The following is a 20,432-nucleotide window of genomic DNA, read 5'->3' as shown; positions in this document are numbered from 1 at the left end:
GTGAAGCGGCGCTTTACCGAACAAACTCAAAACAGTTCAGTTAAGGCAGCAATGCGCGAATAAGCCATCGTAAAAATTGGCTTTCGAGCCGAAATCACGTTGCCCTTGCAAAGATGCCACACATTTCATCATTGGTGTTGGGAGCCCATGGATAATCAACAAAACGGCGTCAAGCCAGCACAGACCCCTCAGATCGGGTTCATCGGCCGGGCGATCGTCGCGCTTGTCGAAATCTGTTCGCGTTCCGCCTGGACGGTGATCGTGGCGTCCCTGATCATCGCCGGCATCTGCGCCTACTACGCGGCGGCGCATTTTGCCATCAACACCAACACCAACGACTTTCTTTCGGCCAAACTGCCCTGGCGGCAGCGCCTCGCCGAACTCGACAAGGCCTTCCCGCAGCGTCACGACGACATCATCGTCGTCATCGACGCCAAGACGCCGGAGCTTGCCGAAAGCGCGGCGCAGAAACTGCTCGCGCGGCTGACGACGCGGCCGGATCTCTATCAGAGCGTCACCCGGCCGGACGGCGGTCCCTATTTCGATCGCGTCGGGCTGATGTTTCAGCCGGTCGCCGATCTGCAGCGCAGCATGGGCGGCTTGCTCAAGACCGAGCCCTTCCTCGCCGCGCTCGCCTCCGACCCCTCGCTGCGCGGCGTGATGGATGCCTTTTCCTTCATCAATCGCGGGGTGCGCGTGCAGGCGGGCACCTACGACACGTTTGCACAGCCCATCCTTGCCCTGAACGGCGCCCTGGAGAACGTGCTCGCCGGCCGGCCGGATTTCTTCTCCTGGCAGGCGCTCTTCGCCGGCAAGGCGCCGGATCAGCGGCAATTGCGGCGGTTCATCTCGGTCCAGCCGCATCTCAATTATGCGGCCTTGCAGCCGGGGCTTGTCCCTTCGAATTTCATCCACCAAAGCGCCGCAGATCTCGGCCTGACGCCGGAGAACGGCGTCAGGGTGCGGCTCACCGGCACGGTGCCGCTCGCCGACGAAGAATTTTCGACGATCAAGGAGGGCTCGGGCCTCAACGGCCTCATCACGGCGCTGATCGTGATCGGCATCATCTGGATGGCGCTGCATTCGGTCCGCATCGTCTTCGCCGTCGCCCTCGGCGTCGTCGTCGGCCTTTGCGTGACGGCGGCGGTCGGCCTGTTGATGGTCCACGCGCTGAATCTCATCTCGATCGCCTTTGCCGTGCTCTTCGTCGGCATCGGCGTCGATTTCGGCATCCAATTCAGCGTCCGCTACCGACAGGAGCGCTACGTCAATCCGGATTTCCATACGGCGCTGCGGGCGGCCGCGGTGCGGGCCGGCCGGCCGTTGGCGCTCGCCGCCGCGGCGACGACCTGCGGCTTCTATTCGTTCCTGCCAACCGATTATCGCGGCGTCTCTGAGCTTGGCCTCATCGCCGGGACCGGCATGATCATCGCCTTTTTCTCCTCCGTCACGGTTCTGCCCGCCCTTTTGACGGTGCTGAAACCGCCGGCGGAACAGGAAGGCGTCGGCTTCAAGTTTCTGGCGCCGGTCGATGAATTTCTGTCGCGGCACCGCCATGCCGTTGTCATCGGCACGCTCGGCGTCGCCCTGCTCGGCACGCCGTTGCTCGCGCATCTGCGCTTCGACTTCAATCCGCTTAACCTGCGCGCCAAGAACACCGAAGCGGTCGAAACGCTGAACGACTTGACGCATAGTCAAGATCCGCAGGCAAACGCGATCGACATTCTCGAACCTAATCTTGCCGCAACCCGTCCGGTTGTGGCCAAACTGGCCAAATTGCCCGAGGTCGCAAGCGTTCTGACGCTCGATAGTCTCGTCCCGATGGATCAGCAGCAGAAACTGCCGATCATCCAATATGCGGCAAAGTATCTGCTGCCGCTGTTTGACCCAACGCGCCGGCTGACCCCGCCGACGGATGCCGAGGACATTGCCGCGATGGACAGCGCGGCGGCGCAATACGACGCCGCAACCAAAGGCCTGAAAGGCCCTGGTGCCGACGCGGCCCGCCATCTTGCCGATCTCATGCGCCAATTGGCGCAAGCGCCGGCGGCGAAGCGCGCCGCAGCCCGGGCGATGCTCCTGCCGCCGCTCGAGACTATGCTCGACCAGCTCGACCTCTCATTGCAGGCAAAGCCGACGACGATCGCCGACATCCCGCCGAACATCAAAAGCGACTGGGTCAGCGCCGATGGCCAAGCGCTTATTTCCGTCGCGCCGGCCGGCAATCAGGACGATAATGATGTGATGCGACGGTTCGCCCAAGCCGTCGAACGCATCGCGCCGAATGCCACCGGCGAGCCGGTGGCCATTCAGGCCTCGAGCGATACCGTCATTCGCGCCTTTATCGAGGCCGGGATCTGGGCATTGATCTCGATCAGCATCTTGCTGTTCATCGTCCTGCGCCGGGTGACCGACGTCCTGCTCACGCTCGTGCCGCTTTTGCTCGCCGGCCTCGTGACGCTGGAGCTGACGGTCCTGTTCGATATGCCGCTCAACTTCGCCAATATTATCGCGCTGCCGCTGCTGCTTGGCCTCGGCGTCGCGTTCAAAATCTATTTCGTAATGGCTTGGCGCGCCGGCACGACAAATCTGCTGCAGTCGAGCCTCACTCGCGCGGTGTTCTTCAGTGCGATGACCACGGCGACCGCCTTCGGCAGCCTCTGGCTGTCGCATCACCCGGGAACGTCGAGCATGGGCAAATTGCTGGCCATGTCGCTGGTCACGACGCTCTGCGCGGCCGTCTTGTTCCAGCCGGCCCTGATGGGGCCACCGCGCAAGAAGCACGGCGAGGTCGCCAACTAAAGCTTTGGGCCGAAAAGCGCAGCGCGGTTTTCGGCCCAAGCAATCCAAACCCAAGCCATCCAAACCCAAGCAATCCAGCCCCAAAGCAATCCGGGCCCAGCCGATCCAGCGCCGCCGCGCTCGCTCAATCCTCGTGCAATTCGCCGATATGCTTTTGCGAATAAAGCTGGACGCCGACCTGCTTGATCAATTCTTGCTGGGTCTCAAGAAAATCGATGTGCTCTTCTTCGTCTTCCAATAGGCCGTCGAAAAGTTCCTTCGACACATAATCGCGAACCGAAAAGCAATAGTCGGCGGCCTCGGTATAGAGGCGGTGTGCATCGCGCTCGGTGGCAAGGTCGGCGGCGATGATCTCTTCGACCGTCTGGCCGATGCGCAGCGGATCGAGAACCTGCAGATTGGCGAAGCCCTCAAGGAAGATGATGCGCTGCACGAGACGGTCGGCGTGCTCCATCTCCTCGATCGATTCCTTGCGCCATTTCTTGGCGAGTTCCTTATAGCCCCAATTGTCGAGCACGCGGTAATGTAGCCAATATTGGTTGACCGCGGTGAGTTCGCTGCGGAGGCTGCGATTCAAATATTCGATTACGCGCGCATCGCCCTGCATTTCGGAATCGCTCCCCTCTCAGTTTGAACGGCCGGGACCCTAGGCTAGGAGGCATAGGCAGGCAATAGCGCTCAGCCATGCCCCGTGTTCGTGTCGTGACGAAAGCTATACCCGGCTCGCCGGGGCGACGCGGAATTTCGACGCCGCGTTCAGGCCGCTGCGGCTGCGCAGGCCTCGCAACCGCCGTCGCAATCCTCATGCACATGACCCGCGTCATGCGCATGCCGATGTTCGTCAAGACGTGCCACCGATGTTTGCGCCGTGCCCACGGCGGCCATCTCGCCCGTTCGGCTCGTCGCCTCCTCGATGATGGCGCGCACCGTCGCAAAGCACCGTCCGCAGCATGGCTTGCAGCCAAGGCAGCGGTACACGGCACCCGGCGTCCGTGGACATTTCTCGCTGTGGATGGAAGCCTTTACGCTCGTATCCGAAATGGCATTGCAGGAACAAACGATCATTTGATTCAGCTCAAGGCCCGGACGTCCGGCAGGTGTATTTGCCTGCCTTCAGGTAATGGCGACGAACGGACGCCCGTGCAAGAGAAGGGTCGCAACTTTATAGCAGTTAAAAAGAACGCAACCCCGAGACGCAGCTCAGTTTAAAACAAGTATAAATTGGCGCGAGCCAAGCAAAAGGCTTGGGTCGGCTATGCCATCACCGCAGGGGCATCTAGGACTGTAAGCCTATTGCCTCATTCGAACTTCGGGCGATAATGCCCGCCAATAAGCGATCCGATAGAGGGAGGTCTCAGAATGCTCGCGCAAAGCCTTCAGGAATTGAAGCAACAGGTGGCGCTCCGCGAACGCTATGACAATTTCATCGGTGGCAAATGGGTGCCGCCGGTTCGTGGCCAATATTTCGACAACGTCAGCCCGATCACCGGCAAGCCGTTCTGCCAGGTGGCGCGCTCGACGGCTGAGGACATCGAACTGGCGCTCGACGCCGCGCACGCCGCCCGCGAAGCCTGGGGCAATACCGCGCCGGCGCACCGCGCTAAGCTCCTGAACAAGATCGCCGACCGGCTGGAGAGCAAGCTTAACCTCCTGGCGCTCGCCGAGACGATCGACAACGGCAAGCCGATCCGCGAGACGACCGCCGCCGATGTGCCACTCGTGATCGACCATTTCCGCTATTTCGCCGGCTGTATCCTCGCGCAGGAAGGCGGCATATCCGAACTCGACCATACGACGGTCGCCTATCATTTCCACGAGCCGCTTGGCGTCGTCGGCCAGATCATCCCGTGGAACTTCCCGCTGCTGATGGCTGCGTGGAAGCTCGCTCCGGCGCTCGCCGCCGGCAATTGCGTCGTGATGAAACCGGCTGAACAGACGCCGACGAGCATCATGGTGATGGCCGACATCATCGCCGACATCCTGCCGCCCGGCGTGCTCAACATTGTCAACGGCTTCGGCGTCGAGGCCGGCAAGCCGCTGGCGCAGAACAAGCGCATCGCCAAGATCGCCTTCACCGGCGAGACGACGACCGGCCGGCTCATCATGCAATATGCGTCGGAAAACATCATTCCGGTGACGCTGGAACTCGGCGGCAAATCGCCGAACATCTTCTTCGCCGACGTCATGTCCGAAGATGACGATTTCTTCGACAAGGCGCTCGAAGGTTTCGCCATGTTCGCGCTGAACCAAGGCGAAGTCTGTACCTGCCCGAGCCGCGCGCTCGTGCAGGAATCGATCTATGACAAGTTCATGGAAAAGGCGATCAAGCGTGTCGAGAAGATCAAGACCGGCCATCCGCTCGATCCGTCGACGATGATCGGCGCGCAGGCTTCGAACGATCAGTTGGAGAAAATCCTCTCCTATATCGACATCGGCAAGAAGGAAGGCGCGAAAGTGCTGACCGGCGGCGAACGCAACGTTCTCGCGGGCGAGCTCAGCGAGGGCTATTACGTCAAGCCGACGGTCCTCGAGGGCCAAAATAAGATGCGCGTCTTCCAGGAAGAAATCTTCGGCCCGGTTCTCGCCGTCACGACGTTCAAGACGGAAGCCGAAGCGCTCGAACTCGCCAACGACACGCTTTACGGCCTCGGCGCCGGCTTGTGGACGCGCGACATCAACCGCGCCTATCGCATGGGCCGCGGCATTCAGGCGGGCCGCGTCTGGACGAATTGCTACCACCTCTATCCGTCGCATGCGGCGTTTGGCGGTTACAAGAAATCCGGCATCGGCCGCGAGAACCACAAGATGATGCTCGATCATTATCAGCAGACGAAGAACCTGCTCGTCAGCTATAGCCCCAAGGCGCTCGGCTTCTTCTAGGCGAGCCGCCTTGACGCCGGCCCGCGGCGTCTCAAATAATTTGAGAGCGGCCTTGCGCCGCTCTCGATGTTTCTAGGCCGGGAGGTGGATGTGCCCGAACGCGTCGCTGCAACACCCGAAGCGCTCGCGCTGATCGCCAAGCTCGAAGCGGTCCATGGCCCGGTGATGTTTCATCAATCCGGCGGCTGCTGCGACGGCTCTGCGCCGATGTGCTACCCGCGCGGCGACTTCCGCGTCGGCGGCAGCGACGTGAAGCTCGGCACGATCGGCGACGCGCCGTTCTATATGAGCCAGTCGCAATTCGAATATTGGAAGCACACGCATCTGACGATCGATGTCGTACCCGGCCGCGGCTCGGGCTTTTCGCTCGAATCGCCGGAGAACGTCCGCTTCCTGACGCGCAGCCGGCTGTTCACAGACGAGGAAATCGCCCAGCTTCCGCCAGTCGAAAGCGGCGACGAAACCCGGCACTAGAAATCCGGCTCTAAACGTTAGAATCGATCCCGTTTATGGATTTCGGGTCGTTTCGATCCGAAATCATCGCAGTTGTGCCGTCAATCTTCGAAATCCGCGCTCACATCCGTTTCGAACGGCTCGGATTCCGCCGGCGGCGCCAGCGGGCGTTTGGCAAGCGGCAGGCCTTTGCACAGAAGCGCGAGGGCAATGGCATCGAGCCCCGACAGCGAAATCCACCAGATCTGCGTTGTCTCGGCGCCCCAAATGGCGACGACGAGACCCGAAACGAGGCCGGCCAGCAAAGCCGGCGCGATATAGGCCGGCGCCCGCCCCGCAGCGATGAAGACGCTGACCGCCAGAACCGCGAAGGCCAGCACGCCGAGGACGCCGAGCTCATACCAGAACTTGAACAGGATGCTGCGCGGCGCGCCGCGCGGCAGCACGCCGATTTCGAGCGCACGCTGCGCGAAATCCAGGCCATGCCCGGTAATGAACCGCGGCCATTGGCGCAGAAAAAGATCCGCAAAAACGAGCCCCGGCCCGACATGCGGCACATGCGCGAGACTGGTAATGGCGAGCGTCGCGAGCGCCGCAACCGGTGCAAGCACCGCCAAGGCGGCGAGGCCAAAGCCAAGGATCTGGCCGACCTTTTGCGGCTCGCTGACGGCGATCGCATAGACGATGGCCGAAAGGGCGAGCGCCACCAGTGCGACCTGGATGAAGGTTGCCAAGGCGGCCGCGGTCACGACCGCCGCGAGACCCACCGCGAGGAACCATCGTTCCCGCAGCCCGAGCGCGCCAAGGGCTGGCCATAGCAGGACCGTGACCGTCATGACGCTGCGCTGGGCAAGTGTCGAATCGGGATGCTCCCCCTGCCAGAACATGTGCGGGGCGAAAAGCGTCAACGCGACCGTCGCAACGGCCGTGATCGTGAGACCGATCGGCAGCAGATAGAGATTTTCTGCTTCCGTCTTTGCCGGCAGCGCAAGGATGGCGAAGAAGACCAGAAGCGCCGTCCCGGCGGCCTTGAAGAACCGCGTCGCCGCTTCGTCGGGAAACGGCGTCCACAGAAGCGAAAGACCGGCCCAGAAGAACAAGAACAGCGCCGCCCCCGCAATCGGCGAGCTCAGAAGCTTCAACAGTTTCGGCCGCCCTTCCCGCGCCCGCGCCAAGCGGCCGGCGACGATCAGGATGCAGGCGCCGACCGGCAGGAAGACATAGAGCGGCCCGCGATAGACGAGTTCCGCCACCGGCGTCGCGACCATCAGCAAAAAAAGCGCGAGCCGAAACAGCAGGCGCGCCGCATCGGCAGCGGGATCGGCAAAGACTCTGCGAGCGGCAGCCATCATGAAATCCTGAGCCAGCGCGCCGCCCTTTGGGCAAGGATTCAAATCGTCGCATAAGCGGCGGCGCGCCGCCATCGACGCTAGCACGACGAGCGGCCGGTTTGCTGATGTTCTGCAATTGTTCTTGCCGTTATCCCGAAGTTATGCTTAGCTTTTGCCGACGACGCGCGAGGGATGCGAGGGGTTGGCGATGGTTGTGCGGGTCGCGACAGTTGCCTTTGAGGGGATCGAGGCGCGGCCTGTCGACGTGCAGGTGCAGATTGCTAACGGTAATGTGATGTTCACGCTGGTCGGTCTCGGCGACAAGGCCGTCGCCGAATCGCGCGAGCGAGTGCGCGCCGCATTGAATGCGTCGGGGCTCGCCCTGCCCGCCAAGCGCATCACCGTCAATCTGGCGCCGGCCGACCTGCCGAAGGAGGGCAGCCATTACGATTTGCCGATCGCGGTCGGGATCATGGCGGCAATCGGCGCCATCCCGGCCGATGCGATCCAAGGTTTCACGATTCTCGGCGAACTCGCGCTCGACGGCGCGATCACCGAGGTTGCCGGCGTTCTGCCTGCGGCGATCGCCGCCAATGCACGCGGCCATGGCTTGATCTGCCCGCAGGCGCGCGGCGGCGAGGCCGCCTGGGCGTCGCAGGATATGGACGTCCTGGCGCCGCGCTCGCTGATCCAGCTCGCCAATCATTTCAAGGGCGCGCAGGTGTTGAGCCGGCCGAGCCCGGCAATCCGCGGCGCTGTCGGCCTTCAGCCGGATCTGCGCGATATCAAAGGCCAGGAAAGCGCCAAGCGGGCGCTCGAAATCGCCGCTGCCGGCGGCCATAACCTGCTCATGAACGGACCGCCCGGTGCCGGCAAATCCATGCTGGCGGCACGGCTGCCGTCGATCCTGCCGCCGCTGACGCCGCAGGAATTGCTCGAAGTCTCCCTCATCCATTCGGTCGCCGGACAATTGGCAGGCGGCGCCTTGACCGATCGGCGGCCGTTTCGCGCGCCGCATCATTCGGCCTCGATGGCGGCACTGGTCGGCGGCGGCGTCCATGCCCGGCCGGGCGAAATTTCGCTTGCCCATCAAGGCGTGCTGTTTCTCGATGAACTGCCCGAATTCCAGCCGCAGGTTCTCGACTCGCTGCGCCAACCGCTCGAAACCGGCGAAGTTGCCATCGCCCGTGCCAATCATCGGATCGTCTACCCGTCGCGGTTTCAGCTCGTCGCGGCGATGAACCCTTGCCGTTGCGGCCATGCGCTCGATCCGGGCTTCAGTTGCAGCCGACAGCCTGCGGCGCGGTGCGTCGGGCAATATCAGGCGCGCCTCTCCGGCCCGCTGCTCGATCGGATCGATCTCATGATCGAGGTGCCTGCGGTCAATGCCGCCGATCTGCTGTTGCCGCCGCCTGCCGAAGGCTCCGCCGAGGTCGCCGCGCGCGTCGCGGCGGCGCGGCACATTCAAATTGCGCGCTATGCCGCGCTGGGCCTGCCGCATGTTTCCGCCAATGCGGCGGCGCCGGGTTCCGTCATCGAAGAGGCGGCGCGGCCGGATGTGGCCGGCATGGCCTTGCTGCGCGAGGCCTCGGAACGGCTCAATCTGTCCGCACGCGGCTTCCATCGCACGTTGAAGCTCGCCCGCACCATCGCCGATCTCGACGGCGCTTCGACCGTCGGGCGTCCGCATCTCGCCGAGGCCCTGTCTTATCGAATCAGCAACGGGCAGGCCTTGCGCGCGGCCTAAACATCGCGCCGGCGCAGCCCAGTGATGCCGGCGGCGCCGAAGAACGAATTCTCTCCCGTTCTTCCGAAAAGTCCGGAACGTTCGCCAAACAGCGAGCGTTGAACCTTGGCGTTTACGGCATGTGTCGGCCGTATTATTCTGCGTTGCACCATTTTATGGAGAGACGCATGTCCAGCCTCCGCCGTTCCATTATGATGTTGTTTGGTGTTGTTGGCCTGTCTGCCGCGCCGCTGGCGCTCTCCGCTTTGTCCCAGGCTTCGGCCGCAATGGCGCTGACCGCCGCCGACGCGGACAAAGACGGGTCAATCGACCTCAACGAAGCCAAGACTGCCGCCGCGACCGAATTCGACAAGCTCGACAAGGACAAAGACGGCACGCTCGATATGAAGGAAGCAGCGCATCACGTCAGCAAGAAGAACTTTGTCGCGGCCGACCCCGACAAGGACAAAACCTTGACGAAAGATGAATATGTCGGCTTGGCCGCCTCGCTGTTCAAAGCCGCCGACAAGGACGGCAATGGCACCGTCGAGAGCAAGGAATTGCATTCGACGGCGGGGATTCAACTCGACCGCCTGATCCAATAGCCAGGGGCGGCGCGGACCTCTCTGCGCCGCGACTCTAAACTTCTGCACTCTCGGACAACACAATCGCAAGGCTTCGCGCGTAGAAACAGCGTATGCGCGAAGCCCTTCTATCGTCCGCGCCCGAGCGGGCGCCGCACTTGGCCGGCAAGGACGCGGCCGATGAGGCTTTCACGCGCCAGGAGGCCGAGAACGCGCGCGACCGCGCCGAGGCGGCGAGCGAAGCGAAATCGCGGCTTCTAGCCACGATGAGCCATGAGATCCGCACCCCCCTCAATGGCATTCTCGGCCTCGCCGATCTCTTGGCCGCGACGGCGCTTGAGCCGGAACAACGCGCCTATGTCGAGGCCATTCGCGCGTCGGGGCGAAGCCTTGCGGCCCTGGTCGATGAAATCCTCGACCTCTCGAAGATCGAAGCCGGCAAGGTCACGCTGACCGAAGCGCCCTTCGACCTCAGCTTGCTTGTCGAGGGCACAATCGAGATTTTGGCGCCGCGCGCGCACGCCAAGGGTCTCGATATTGCGAGCCATATCGCCGCCGATCTTCCGGCCTGTGTCGTCGGCGATGCGGCGCGGCTGCGGCAAGTGCTGCTCAATCTCGCCGGCAACGCTGTCAAATTCACGACCCAGGGCGGCGTCGGCCTGCGGGTGAGCCGCGCGGCGGAGGCGATCAAATTCGCGGTCATCGACACGGGACCGGGCGTCGCTGGCCAGAATCCCAACGTCATTTTCGAGGAATTCGCCCAGGCGGCGCCGCGCGAGGGAAGCGGCACCGGCCTCGGGCTCGCGATCTCGCGCCAGCTTGCCGAGCGGATGGGCGGACGGCTTCACCTCGAATCCACGTCGCCGCGTGGCGCAACCTTTGTGCTGACGTTGCCGCTGGTTGGCGCAGCAAGCCACGAGCCCGCGCCCGAGCGGCTCGACCGGCGCTTTCTCATCGTCTCACCTTCGCCATTCGAAGCGCCCTATCTCGTCGAAAAACTGACGGAACTCGGGGCCGAAGCCGCTCGGGCGCCAACGCTGAAATCCGGCCTTGCCGCCCTCGCCAATGCTGCGGCAAGGACCGATCGGCCGCAGACCGTGATCGTCGATTGCGCACTCGGCGAGGCCGCGACCTTGGAACTTAGCGCGGCGGCCGAGGCCGCGGGCGTTGCGCAAAAGCTGGTGCTTTTCACCGCCGCGGAACGGCGCGCGTTTGCGCCGCAAGCCTTGCGCACCTTCGACGGCTGGCTCGTGAAGCCCTTGCGGCTGCGTTCGCTGCTGGCGCGCCTTGGCGCCGCGCAAGCTGTCCCGCAACCGGCTGTCGCTCTAGCGCCGCTCGATCTGTCCGGCCGCAAAATCCTGCTTGCCGAGGATAATGACATCAACGCGCTCGTTCTGCAGAAACATCTCGAGCGATGCGGCGCCAGGCTCAGCCGCGCCGGCGATGGCATTGCGGCGCTCAGCGCCGCGCGGGCGGCCCTTGCCGAAGCGCCGTTCGACGCGATGATCGTCGATCTGAGAATGCCGCGCCTCGACGGCTTGGCTTTGGCGCGCGGGATCCGGCGGCTCGAAACGGCGGCCGGCGCGCCGCGCTGCCTCATCCTCGCCGTCACCGCCGATGCTTTCGCGGCGACCAAGGCGCAGGCGCTCGCCGCCGGCATCGACGCATTCTTGACGAAGCCCGTCGATTTTGCCGCGCTTGAGACGGCGCTGACGTCCCTTAAGAAAGCTAACCGCTGAGCTTCGCCATCAGCGCGTCGGAAATCTCGAAATTGGCATAGACGTTCTGCACGTCATCATTGTCTTCGAGCGCATCGACGAGGCGCAGGATCTTCTCGCCCGCTTCGTCATCGACGCCAATGCTCGTCTGCGGCTTCCAAATAAATCCGACTTTGCTCGGCTCGCCGAATTTCGCCTCGAGCTTCTGCGCCACGTCGCGCATCATCTCCAGCGTCGTCGTGATCTGATGGCTTTCCTCGGTCGTGACGACATCCTCGGCGCCGGCGTCGATCGCGGCCTCAAGCATTTCATCCTCGGACGCCGCTTTTCTTGGAAATTCGATCGCCCCGATATGATCGAACATGAAGGAGACGGCGCCGGTCTCCGCCAGCGTGCCGCCGGCCTTGGCGAAATAGGAGCGCACTTCCCCGGCGGTGCGATTGCGATTGTCCGTCAGCGCCTCGACGATAACGGCGACGCCGCCCGGCGCATAGCCTTCGTAGCGGACCTCGTCATAATTTTCGGAATCCGCGGCCGAGGCCTTCTTGATCGCCCGCTCGATATTGTCCTTCGGCATGTTTTCCGCGCGGGCGGCGAGCACCGCGGCGCGAAGCCTTGCATTCATGGCCGGGTCGGGCAGGCCGAGCTTGGCGGCAACGGTGATTTCGCGCGCCAGCTTGGAGAAGAGCTTGGAGCGGATCGCATCCTGCTTGCCCTTCTTGTGCATGATGTTCTTGAACTGACTATGCCCTGCCATGCAGCCCTCAAATCCTGGCTCACGTTGCTGTTTCGGAGCGGCCGCCCCCGACGGCCGTTTCGGGCCGGTCTATAAGCCGGCGCGCGGCGAAAATAAAGGAAGAGCCTAGATCACGATGATTTCGGATCGAATCGGCCCGAAATCATAAAACGCGATCGATTCTCATCGTTTAGAGCAGGATCTTTTGCGAAAAACCGCTGACGCTTTTCGCATCCCGCTCTAGGGGGCTTCGCCGCCACCGTCGCGGGCCGCCAATGCGGCGCCATGTTCGCGGCGGGCGGCGGCCCAGATTTCCTTGGCCGCGTCGGCATTCAGCCCGGCGATGCCGAGGCCGACGACAATATCCGGCCAGATGCTCGGCCAGAGCGCCGTTAGCCCGGCCGCTGCCATAATGGCGAGATTGGCGATCATGTCGTTGCGGGCCGAGAGAAACGCCGCCCGCGTCAGGCTGCCGCCGGCATGGCGCACCCGGGCGAGCAGAAGCGCGCAGGTGGCGTTGACCGCGAGCGCGGCAAGGCCCGTGAGGGCAAAAGGCAGTGGCTCCGGTGCATGCGGCACGGCGGCGGTGAATTTATGCGCAAGCGTTGCCAGGAAGGCGATGACCGGTGCCAGCAGCACGCCGGCCAATCCAAAACCGATCCGCGCCCGCATCAGCGGCGATAGGCGCATGGCGGCAAGCACCAGCAGGCTCATCGCCATGTCCTCGAGGAAATCGACACTGTCGGCAAAGAGCGAGACGGCGCCGATCGCCGTCGCGACGGCGAATTCGACGGCAAAAAAGCCGAGGTTCAGCGCGATGACGAGCTGCAGCGTGCGGCGCAGCCGCGGATCGTTGCCTGGCATAGGCACACTCATTGCGCCGCCTGGCGGCCGAGCCGATTGCGCAATTCGCTTTGCGCCGCAAAGCGCGCAGCCGCGAAGCGCGGGTCATCGGCGAGAAGCGCGAAAAGCGCATAGGCGAGCAGCCGCGCCGCTGCGACATCGCTCGGGTAATGCACGCCGCAGACAAGCCGGTTCTGCGCATAATCGTCGGCGCGGGCAAAGATCGCGTCCTTTTTTTCGGGCAGGATCGAGGCGAGCGTAAGCGCTTCGAGATAACCGCTCATCGCATGGCCGCTCGGATAGGAATCCGGCTTCTTGCTTGCCGGGCAGACGGGATGCAGCGTCTTGTCGAACTGGAAGGGCCGGAGGCGGACGAAGACATATTTGACGGGCTCGATGTCGGCTTTCTCGGCCGCTTCGACATCGGCCGAAAGCGCCGCCGTCAGAGGCAGGGCTTTGGCGTTGAAGCGCGGCCCGAAGATCGTCGCGAAGAGAAAGACGTTGCGCGTTGCGGCGTCAGCCTGCGCCCTGGCAACCGCGGCAGCGGTGCGGTGCGCCTGGATCCGATGCAGCTCCGCAAGGTCGGCTTTCTGGACCGCGCTGCCATCTTTGGGGGCCGCCGGCAGCATATCGGCCGCATGAATGGCCGACGGCGGGACAAAAACCGTCTGCGCCGCGAGGGGCCCGGACAGAAACATCAGAATCGATGCGGCAAAGATCAATCCGCGATCCACACTCAACTCCAAAAATCGGGCTTGGCCTGCGAGAGCCGGCCCCCCATCCGCACCGGCGCAATCTTGATCGCATGGCCTTGCGCATCGGTTTCGACGGCGAGGCCGCAAAGCGTCGCGCCGCCGGCGGCAGGCTCCAGCCGATTGCCCGGCACCTTGCTGACGAAACGGCGCAGCGGCTCCTCCTTTTCCATGCCGATGACCGAATCGTAATCGCCGGTCATGCCCGCATCGCTCTGATAGGCGGTGCCCTGCGGCAGGATCTGATGATCCGCCGTCGGCACATGGGTATGGGTGCCGACGACGAGCGAGACGCGACCGTCCATGAAATGCGCGAAAGCCTGCTTTTCGCTGGTTGCCTCGGCATGAAAGTCGATGACGGCTGCATCGCAGGCTTCGCCGAGCGGACAGGCTGCGATCTCGCGCGCCCCGACCGCGAACGGATCGTCGAGTGCGTCCATGAACAGCCGGCCCATGAGATTGACGACCAGCACGCGCGCCCCGGCCGCGGTTTCGATCAGCGTCGCGCCGCGCCCCGGCGTGCCGGCAGGAAAATTCGCCGGCCGCACCAAGCGCGGCTGAAATTCAATGAAGCTCAAAGCTTCACGCTGGTCGAAAGCGTGATTGCCAAGCGTGACGCAATCGGCGCCGGCAGCGAGAAAATCGCCGAGGATCGCTTCGGTGATGCCGAAACCGCCGGCGGCGTTCTCGCCATTGACGATGACGCAATCGAGCTGCCAGGCGCGGCGCAAGGCAGGCAGAGTCTCGGTGAGCACGAGGCGGCCGGCACGGCCGACGACATCGCCGATGAAGAGGAGCCGCATACGAAATTCCTGCTATCGCCGCAGCATAAAGCCCGGCTAGCCGAAATGCCACCCGTCGAACGGGCCCTTGAAGACGAAGAAGGCACCCAGCGCGATGAGACCAAAGCCGATCAGATGATTGAAGGTCAGACGCTGATCGAGATAGAGCACCGAAAAGATCGCGAACACGGTCAGTGTTATGACTTCCTGCATCGCTTTGAGTTCGGCACCATCGTAGACCGCGCTGCCGTAGCGATTGGCCGGCACGGCGAAGCAATATTCGACGAACGCGATCATCCAGCTCAAAATGATGACGAGCCAGAGCGGCTTGTCCTTGAACTTCAGATGCCCGTACCAGGCGAAGGTCATAAAGATATTCGAGCAGATCAGCAGAAGAATCGGCAGCAGACGCGGCGGGATGTTGAGCATGAAAGACTTTCCGTATGGCAACAGCTAGCCGCAGACGATCCATTCGCGGTCGGTCAGGACGAAATCGAGCTTTTCGTCATAAGTCTCGGCAGGGACGGCGGCGACTTCCTGCACGGAATAGGCAATGCCGACCGCAACGATTCGTTGCCTCTGCCGCAGCCGCCTGAGCGTGCGGTCGTAGAAGCCGGCGCCATAACCCAGCCGATTGCCGGCGCGGTCAAAGCCGGCGACCGGCACGAAGAGGAGATCGGGAAACACTTCCGGCGCCGGCAGCGGTTCCATAATGCCCCATTTGGCCTCGGCGAGGGGTTCGCCCGACCGCCACAGGCGGAATTCAAGCGGCTTGCCGAAGCCGCGCATCACCGGCAGCGCCGTGGCGATCTGGCGCGCGGCGAGCCCCGCGAGCAGCGGCAGGGTCGCAACCTCGTCCTTGATCGCCCAGAAGGCCGAGGCGATCTTAGCGCCCCGTTCGACCGCGAAGGCACTGCCAGCTTCGGCGAGATGCGCGGCAAAGGCCGCGGCCTCGGCCCCGGTGACATGCGTGCGCCGCGCGAGAGCTTCGGCACGCAAAGCGGCTTTGGGAGACGCGTCGGTCACGGCGAGTTCTGGAGATTCAGAGAGGGCAAGCGCGGGGCCACGATGGCCGTGGGATTCGATCCCGGGAACCTACAAAGTAGGTGGGCGCCGTGTGCCCAAGCCCACGGGCAAGGACAGGGACAGCTCCCGTCGAGATCGATAAGGCCCCGGGGAATATGATCCTCACGCACCCCGCAGCTCCGCCGGTCCAATCTAGGGCCGGCGCGCGCGGATTGCCAGAGGCAATTGGCGGCTCAGGCCTGGGCCGGGAGGGCGGCCTTGGCAGCCTCGACGATCGCCTTGAACGCCGCCGGCTCGCTGATTGCGAGCTCGGAGAGAACCTTGCGGTCGACTTCGATGCCGGCGCGGTCGAGCCCGTTGATGAAGCGCGAATAGGTCAGGCCGAATTCGCGCACCGCCGCGTTGAGACGCTGAATCCACAAAGCGCGAAACTCGCGCTTGCGGACTTTGCGGTCGCGCGTCGCATATTGCATCGAACGGTCGACGGCCGCCTTGGCGGCGCGGATCGTATTCTTACGGCGGCCGTAGAAACCTTTGGCGGCCTTCAGGGTCTTCTTATGTTTGGCGTGCGAGGTGACGCCGCGTTTAACGCGAGCCATAAAACATCTCCGGAATTCACGAAATCAAGGAAGGGGACATCAGCCAAACGGTCTAATCGTTCGGCAGGAAGAACTTCTTCACGTTGTCGCCGTCGCTCTTGAACAGCACATTGGTGCCGCGCAGATTGCGGATCTGCTTGTTGGTGCGCTTGATCATGCCGTGGCGCTTGCCGCGATGGGCATAGACCACCTTGCCGGTGCCGGTCAGCTTAAAGCGCTTTTTGGCGCCGGACTTCGTCTTCAACTTGGGCATTTGCTCGTCTCCATAGGTCGGCCAGCGCCGGGCGCTGCCGCCAAATTTTTGTTTGAGCGGAAAATTCCCGCTCCCGTTCGTTGCCGAACGAGCCTAACGAACCGCCACGGCAGCCCTTTTCAGCCGGGCGGTTCGGGGAAGCGGAGCTTATAAGCGCAAAGCTGCGGGAAAGGCAACCCGGCGCCTTATTTCGGCGCCAGCACCATCACCATCTGGCGGCCTTCCATCGACGGCTCGGCCTCGACCTTGGCGAAGGGCAAGGTCTCGCTGCGCACCCGCTCCAGCAATCGATAGCCGAGTTCCTGGTGCGCCATCTCGCGGCCGCGAAAGCGCAAAGTGACCTTCACCTTGTCGCCTTCCTCGAAAAAGCGCATCACCGACTTCATCTTGACCTCATAATCGTGGTCGTCGATGCCGGGACGCAGCTTGATCTCTTTGATTTCGACCACCTTCTGCTTCTTGCGCGCTTCGGCGGCCTTCTTCTGCTCGAGAAACCGGAATTTGCCGTAATCGAGAATTTTGCAGACGGGAGGATTGGCGGTCGGCACGATCTCGACAAGGTCCAATCCGGCATCGTCTGCCAATTGCTGCGCCTCAAGAATAGGGACGATACCGCGGTTATGGCCTTCGGCATCGATAAGCTGGACTTCGCGGGCGCGGATTTCACGGTTCGTGCGAGGCCCGTCCTTTTGCGGGGCCTGGGTGCTCTTCATGGGACGGCGAATGGGGACAATCTCCTTTTGTGAATGATCGAACCCGGCGCTTGCGGGCGAGAACCATGCAATTCGGTTCGTCAACCCACCGCAAACAGACCGGGCCCATAATGAAAATCGGCGCAATGCGGCGCGAAGTCAATGCGCCGCGCGCAAGAACAAGCAAAAGCGGGACGCCGCGTTCGATCCGCCACAGGGCGGCTCATGAGCCGAGCAATTGCGCATAGGCGGCAAGGGTCTCGGCCTGCATGCGGGTGATCGAAAAGCGCGATAGAACGCGGGCGCGGGCTCTTATCGACAGGTTTTCCCGCGCGCTCGCCCCAAGAGTTAAGACATCGTAAAGCGCCGCTGCCAGAGCCCGCGCATCGCCGGGCGGCACCCGCCAGCCGGTTCGCGCCCCGAAATCGACCTCCGGCGGGGCGGCGACGACTTCGGCCAAGGCGCCGAGATCGGAGACGACCGCCGGCGTGCCCATCGCCTGCGCTTCTGCCGCGATGCGGCCAAAGGCCTCCGGCTGCGTCGATGGCACCGCGACGACCGAGGCCGCCAGCAACGCCGCTGGCATATCCCCGCAAGGGGCGGTCCGCACAACTATGCCGGCGAGCCCGGCTTTGGCGATCGCGGCATCGATTTCCTTGAGGTCGCCCGCCGGCCCATCCCCCGCGAGGATGAATTTGACCCCGGTCAATCCTGCCGTGGTCAACAGCCGCGCCGCCTCGATCAGCGCCAATTGGCCTTTGCGGGCCGAAAACCGCCCCGGCAGCAGCACGATGCGTTCATCGATCGCAACATTCCAAGCGCGGCGCAGATTGAGCACCCGGCCCCACTCGACCATCGCCGGATCGAACTGGTGCAGATCGATCCCGCGCTCGATGATGTGGGTGCGCGCCGCGGCATCGGGATAGACGTCGCCGATGTGCCGCGCGGTGAACGCCGAATTGGCGATGATCCGATCGCCTTTGGCCATGACCGCATTGTAATTGCGCTTGAATGCGCCGGTGCCGGAATAGACGCCATGAAAGGTGGTAACGAACGGCGTGCGCGTGCGCCGTGTCGCCCCATAGGCGACCCAGGCCGGCGCGCGGGAATGCGCATGAACCAGCGCGACACGCTCGCGCCAGATAAGGTCGGCGAGCTTCGCCTGGTTGAGCGCCATAGCCAGCGGATTGCGGGTCTGCGCCGGAAATGGCAGCCAGAGGCCGCCCTTGGCCTGCAATTCCGGAACGAGGCGGCCGCCGTCGCTGGCGACGAGCGCCCGCGCGCCGACATTGGCGAGCGCCTCGGCAATCTCGAGGGTTGCGCCGTCGGCCCCGCCGGTCTCGAGCTGCGGCACGATCTGCAGGATCGTCCGGCCGGCGAGCGGATGCGGGCCGCGGCCGGACCAAGCACCCGCGGGTGCGGCCGGGCCGGTCAGCGAGGCCACGAATCCGGCCCTTGCGGACGCCATCCAATGTTTGGTCTAAGCGCGCGATTCATGCTGCGAGGATAGAGGCGATGGCGATGCAGAGCCAAACAACGACGGCCGCGGCGACGCTTCGTCCACAATTCCTTGCTGTCGGCGCGCCGGCGCGGCGCATCGCTTTTCTGCGGCGCCCCGCCGTCAATGCCGCCCTGCCCGGCCTCGTCTGGCTCGGCGGGTTCATGTCCGACATGCGCGCGACCAAGGCGAGCTTTCTCGACGATCATGCGGCCAAGACCGGCCGCGGCTTTCTGCGCTTCGATTATTCGGGGCACGGCGAATCGGAGGGGCGGTTCGAGGACGGCACGATCGGCGCCTGGCTCGAGGAATCCCTCGCCGTGATCCGCGCCGAAAGCCGAGGCCCGCAGATCCTCGTCGGTTCGTCGATGGGCGGCTGGCTTGCTCTGCTCTGCGCGCAAGCGCTGGCGGCCAGCGGCGAGGCCCAGCGGCTCGCCGGCCTGATCCTGATCGCGCCGGCGGCGGACATGACCGAACGGCTGATCTTCGATCAGCTTTCGCCGCAATTGCGTCGCGACCTTGAGAAAAACGGCCGCTGCTTTCTGCCTTCGGCCTATTCGGCCTCGCCCTATCCGATCACCCGCACGCTGATCGAAGAGGGACGCAAACATCTGATCCTCGACGCCACGGTCCGCACCCATTGCCCCATCCATGTCCTGCAAGGCATGAACGATAGCGACGTGCCTTGGACATATGCGACACGGCTCGTCGAACATCTGGCCGGCGATCCGGTCGTACTCACCTTGGTCAAGGACGCCGAGCATCGCTTCTCACGCCCGTCGGACCTCGCCTTGCTCGCGCAGGCGGTCGAGAGCCTGATCGAGACGCCGGCCCAGGGCGAGCTGACGTTTGAATAAAGCGTCAATTCGGCTTCGGGAACGTGATGTCCACGGCAAAGAATTTTTGCGCCCCCGGGGGCGGCTTGGGGAACGGCGCCGCGCGCTGGATCAGCGCCAGGCTTTCGACATCGAGCGCCGCATCGCCGCTCGAGCGCAGGAGTTTTTCGCTCTTCACCGAGCCGTCGTCGTTCAGATCAAAATAGACCATCGCCGTACCGAAGGCGCCGCGGCGCAGCGCATCGGCGGGAAATTGCTTCTTCAATTCCAGTATGCCGAAGACGAGCGTCTGATAACTCACGATCTCGTCGCCATCATCGCTTGGCCGCGGGACGGTTACGGCAGGCGAATCGTCCTGGGTCGGGACCTGTGGCGCGTTCGCGGTTTGCGCCGGCGCTGTCGGCGTCGGGCTCGGCGGCTTAATAGCCTGCGGCGGCGGGGCCGGCGGGGGCGCCGGTTTCGGGGCCGCTTGGACCGGCGGCGGGGCCAGTTTTGGCAGGGGTTTTGCCGCTTCTGGCTTGGTCGCTTCTGGCTTGGTCGGTTCAGGCTTGGGCGGTTCAGGCTTGGGCGGCGCCGATTTCGGCGGTTGCGCCGTGGGCGGCGCCAATTTCGGCGGTTGCGGCTTGGGCGGTGCTGGCTTGGGCGGTGCTGGTTTGGGCGGCTCGGGCTTGGGTGGCTCGGGCTTGGCGTCCGGCTTTGGCGCCAGCTTGGGCGCAGACGGGGCGGGCGGCTTGGCCGCAGCGGGCTTCGGCGCGGCCGGAGACGGCGCTGGTTTGGGCGGCGCCGGCTTGGCGGCGGGTTTGGCCGCCGCGGGCGACGACCCGGCCGCGGCCCCGGGAGGCCCGCTCCCCGAAGGCGGCTGGGCGACAAGATCGACCGGAATTTCTTTGGTCAGGTCGGGCTTCAGCGGCGGCGCCCGTT

21 protein-coding genes and 1 other RNA gene are annotated in these 20,432 nt (G+C 63.9%); 7 read left to right on the top strand and 15 right to left on the bottom strand.

Features of this window, described 5'->3' with window-relative positions; genetic code table 11:
* Positions 1-147 precede the first annotated feature (147 nt).
* Complete coding sequence (locus Q0025_RS12205; RefSeq protein WP_297299477.1) at positions 148-2,802, top strand: MMPL family transporter; 2,655 nt, start codon at positions 148-150, stop codon at positions 2,800-2,802.
* Between the two features lie 124 nt (positions 2,803-2,926).
* Here the strand turns inward: Q0025_RS12205 and bfr are convergent, their stop codons facing one another.
* Both bfr and Q0025_RS12195 read right to left on the bottom strand, forming a co-directional pair.
* Positions 2,927-3,409, bottom strand: coding sequence for a bacterioferritin (gene bfr, locus Q0025_RS12200; RefSeq protein ID WP_297299474.1), 483 nt, complete (start codon positions 3,407-3,409; stop codon positions 2,927-2,929).
* 149 nt (positions 3,410-3,558) lie between these two features.
* Positions 3,559-3,867, bottom strand: coding sequence for a (2Fe-2S)-binding protein (locus tag Q0025_RS12195; RefSeq protein ID WP_297299472.1), 309 nt, complete (start codon positions 3,865-3,867; stop codon positions 3,559-3,561).
* Positions 3,868-4,161: 294 nt separating this feature from the next.
* Between Q0025_RS12195 and adh the strand changes: the two genes are divergently transcribed.
* Together adh and Q0025_RS12185 are read left to right on the top strand one after the other, a co-directional pair.
* Entirely contained in the window at positions 4,162-5,682 is a 1,521-nt protein-coding gene (adh, locus tag Q0025_RS12190; protein WP_297299471.1) for an aldehyde dehydrogenase, read from the top strand.
* A gap of 66 nt (positions 5,683-5,748) precedes the next feature.
* Complete coding sequence (locus Q0025_RS12185) at positions 5,749-6,156, top strand: DUF779 domain-containing protein (protein WP_297299470.1); 408 nt, start codon at positions 5,749-5,751, stop codon at positions 6,154-6,156.
* A gap of 80 nt (positions 6,157-6,236) precedes the next feature.
* Here Q0025_RS12185 and Q0025_RS12180 read toward each other — a convergent pair whose 3' ends face one another.
* The gene (locus Q0025_RS12180; RefSeq protein ID WP_297299469.1) at positions 6,237-7,484 is read right to left on the bottom strand and encodes a hypothetical protein; all 1,248 of its coding nucleotides are present in this window, start codon (positions 7,482-7,484) and stop codon (positions 6,237-6,239) included.
* Positions 7,485-7,674: 190 nt separating this feature from the next.
* Between Q0025_RS12180 and Q0025_RS12175 the strand changes: the two genes are divergently transcribed.
* From Q0025_RS12175 to Q0025_RS12165, 3 genes are all read left to right on the top strand, one after another.
* On the top strand, positions 7,675-9,213 hold the full coding sequence (locus Q0025_RS12175) for a YifB family Mg chelatase-like AAA ATPase (protein ID WP_297299467.1): 1,539 nt from the start codon (positions 7,675-7,677) through the stop codon (positions 9,211-9,213).
* 167 nt (positions 9,214-9,380) lie between these two features.
* Positions 9,381-9,797: an EF-hand domain-containing protein gene (locus tag Q0025_RS12170; protein ID WP_297299465.1), complete on the top strand. Its 417-nt coding sequence runs from the start codon at positions 9,381-9,383 to the stop codon at positions 9,795-9,797.
* A 92-nt stretch (positions 9,798-9,889) separates the two neighbouring features.
* On the top strand, positions 9,890-11,515 hold the full coding sequence (locus tag Q0025_RS12165) for an ATP-binding protein (protein WP_297299463.1): 1,626 nt from the start codon (positions 9,890-9,892) through the stop codon (positions 11,513-11,515).
* Here Q0025_RS12165 and Q0025_RS12160 read toward each other — a convergent pair.
* The 11 genes from Q0025_RS12160 to Q0025_RS12110 form a co-directional block, all read right to left on the bottom strand.
* Positions 11,505-12,251, bottom strand: a complete 747-nt coding sequence (locus tag Q0025_RS12160) for a YebC/PmpR family DNA-binding transcriptional regulator (protein WP_297299461.1) — start codon at positions 12,249-12,251, stop codon at positions 11,505-11,507. The genes Q0025_RS12165 and Q0025_RS12160 overlap by 11 nt on opposite strands.
* Before the next feature lie 219 nt (positions 12,252-12,470).
* The gene (locus tag Q0025_RS12155; protein WP_297299459.1) at positions 12,471-13,094 is read right to left on the bottom strand and encodes a cation transporter; all 624 of its coding nucleotides are present in this window, start codon (positions 13,092-13,094) and stop codon (positions 12,471-12,473) included.
* Between the two features lie 8 nt (positions 13,095-13,102).
* Positions 13,103-13,795 carry a phosphatase PAP2 family protein gene (locus Q0025_RS12150; RefSeq protein ID WP_297299457.1) on the bottom strand — a complete coding sequence of 231 codons (693 nt, stop codon included), beginning with the start codon at positions 13,793-13,795 and terminating at the stop codon, positions 13,103-13,105.
* A gap of 14 nt (positions 13,796-13,809) precedes the next feature.
* Positions 13,810-14,628, bottom strand: a complete 819-nt coding sequence (locus Q0025_RS12145) for a TIGR00282 family metallophosphoesterase (RefSeq protein ID WP_297299455.1) — start codon at positions 14,626-14,628, stop codon at positions 13,810-13,812.
* Between the two features lie 36 nt (positions 14,629-14,664).
* Positions 14,665-15,036: a DMT family protein gene (locus Q0025_RS12140; RefSeq protein WP_297299453.1), complete on the bottom strand. Its 372-nt coding sequence runs from the start codon at positions 15,034-15,036 to the stop codon at positions 14,665-14,667.
* Between the two features lie 24 nt (positions 15,037-15,060).
* On the bottom strand, positions 15,061-15,633 hold the full coding sequence (locus Q0025_RS12135) for a 5-formyltetrahydrofolate cyclo-ligase (protein WP_297299451.1): 573 nt from the start codon (positions 15,631-15,633) through the stop codon (positions 15,061-15,063).
* Between the two features lie 30 nt (positions 15,634-15,663).
* Positions 15,664-15,816: non-coding RNA, 6S RNA (gene ssrS / locus Q0025_RS12130), on the bottom strand.
* A gap of 50 nt (positions 15,817-15,866) precedes the next feature.
* Positions 15,867-16,232 (bottom strand): 50S ribosomal protein L20, encoded by a 366-nt coding sequence (rplT, locus tag Q0025_RS12125; protein WP_297299448.1) that lies wholly within the window; start codon positions 16,230-16,232, stop codon positions 15,867-15,869.
* A gap of 52 nt (positions 16,233-16,284) precedes the next feature.
* On the bottom strand, positions 16,285-16,485 hold the full coding sequence (gene rpmI, locus Q0025_RS12120; protein ID WP_297299445.1) for a 50S ribosomal protein L35: 201 nt from the start codon (positions 16,483-16,485) through the stop codon (positions 16,285-16,287).
* 185 nt (positions 16,486-16,670) lie between these two features.
* Positions 16,671-17,198 (bottom strand): translation initiation factor IF-3, encoded by a 528-nt coding sequence (gene infC, locus Q0025_RS12115; RefSeq protein ID WP_297299442.1) that lies wholly within the window; start codon positions 17,196-17,198, stop codon positions 16,671-16,673.
* Between the two features lie 202 nt (positions 17,199-17,400).
* Positions 17,401-18,621 carry a glycosyltransferase family 4 protein gene (locus Q0025_RS12110; protein WP_297299440.1) on the bottom strand — a complete coding sequence of 407 codons (1,221 nt, stop codon included), beginning with the start codon at positions 18,619-18,621 and terminating at the stop codon, positions 17,401-17,403.
* Positions 18,622-18,698: 77 nt separating this feature from the next.
* On the opposite strand from Q0025_RS12110, the gene Q0025_RS12105 reads away from it, so the two are divergent.
* Positions 18,699-19,532 carry an alpha/beta hydrolase gene (locus Q0025_RS12105; protein ID WP_297299438.1) on the top strand — a complete coding sequence of 278 codons (834 nt, stop codon included), beginning with the start codon at positions 18,699-18,701 and terminating at the stop codon, positions 19,530-19,532.
* A gap of 4 nt (positions 19,533-19,536) precedes the next feature.
* Here Q0025_RS12105 and Q0025_RS12100 read toward each other — a convergent pair.
* A partial coding sequence (locus tag Q0025_RS12100; RefSeq protein WP_297299436.1) for an energy transducer TonB occupies positions 19,537-20,432 on the bottom strand: 896 nt, incomplete at its 5' end.

This window comes from uncultured Methylovirgula sp., from assembly GCF_947646745.1.
GTDB lineage: Bacteria > Pseudomonadota > Alphaproteobacteria > Rhizobiales > Beijerinckiaceae > Methylovirgula.
This window is presented reverse-complemented; position numbering and strand designations above follow the sequence as displayed.

Coding starts and splice junctions, on each gene's coding strand:
- Q0025_RS12205 (WP_297299477.1), top strand. CDS start 148: ATGGATAATCAACAAAACGGCGTCAAGCCAGCACAGACCCCTCAGATC.
- bfr (WP_297299474.1), bottom strand. CDS start 3,409: ATGCAGGGCGATGCGCGCGTAATCGAATATTTGAATCGCAGCCTCCGC.
- Q0025_RS12195 (WP_297299472.1), bottom strand. CDS start 3,867: ATGATCGTTTGTTCCTGCAATGCCATTTCGGATACGAGCGTAAAGGCT.
- adh (WP_297299471.1), top strand. CDS start 4,162: ATGCTCGCGCAAAGCCTTCAGGAATTGAAGCAACAGGTGGCGCTCCGC.
- Q0025_RS12185 (WP_297299470.1), top strand. CDS start 5,749: ATGTTTCTAGGCCGGGAGGTGGATGTGCCCGAACGCGTCGCTGCAACA.
- Q0025_RS12180 (WP_297299469.1), bottom strand. CDS start 7,484: ATGGCTGCCGCTCGCAGAGTCTTTGCCGATCCCGCTGCCGATGCGGCG.
- Q0025_RS12175 (WP_297299467.1), top strand. CDS start 7,675: ATGGTTGTGCGGGTCGCGACAGTTGCCTTTGAGGGGATCGAGGCGCGG.
- Q0025_RS12170 (WP_297299465.1), top strand. CDS start 9,381: ATGTCCAGCCTCCGCCGTTCCATTATGATGTTGTTTGGTGTTGTTGGC.
- Q0025_RS12165 (WP_297299463.1), top strand. CDS start 9,890: ATGCGCGAAGCCCTTCTATCGTCCGCGCCCGAGCGGGCGCCGCACTTG.
- Q0025_RS12160 (WP_297299461.1), bottom strand. CDS start 12,251: ATGGCAGGGCATAGTCAGTTCAAGAACATCATGCACAAGAAGGGCAAG.
- Q0025_RS12155 (WP_297299459.1), bottom strand. CDS start 13,094: ATGCCAGGCAACGATCCGCGGCTGCGCCGCACGCTGCAGCTCGTCATC.
- Q0025_RS12145 (WP_297299455.1), bottom strand. CDS start 14,628: ATGCGGCTCCTCTTCATCGGCGATGTCGTCGGCCGTGCCGGCCGCCTC.
- Q0025_RS12140 (WP_297299453.1), bottom strand. CDS start 15,036: ATGCTCAACATCCCGCCGCGTCTGCTGCCGATTCTTCTGCTGATCTGC.
- rplT (WP_297299448.1), bottom strand. CDS start 16,232: ATGGCTCGCGTTAAACGCGGCGTCACCTCGCACGCCAAACATAAGAAG.
- rpmI (WP_297299445.1), bottom strand. CDS start 16,485: ATGCCCAAGTTGAAGACGAAGTCCGGCGCCAAAAAGCGCTTTAAGCTG.
- infC (WP_297299442.1), bottom strand. CDS start 17,198: ATGAAGAGCACCCAGGCCCCGCAAAAGGACGGGCCTCGCACGAACCGT.
- Q0025_RS12105 (WP_297299438.1), top strand. CDS start 18,699: ATGCAGAGCCAAACAACGACGGCCGCGGCGACGCTTCGTCCACAATTC.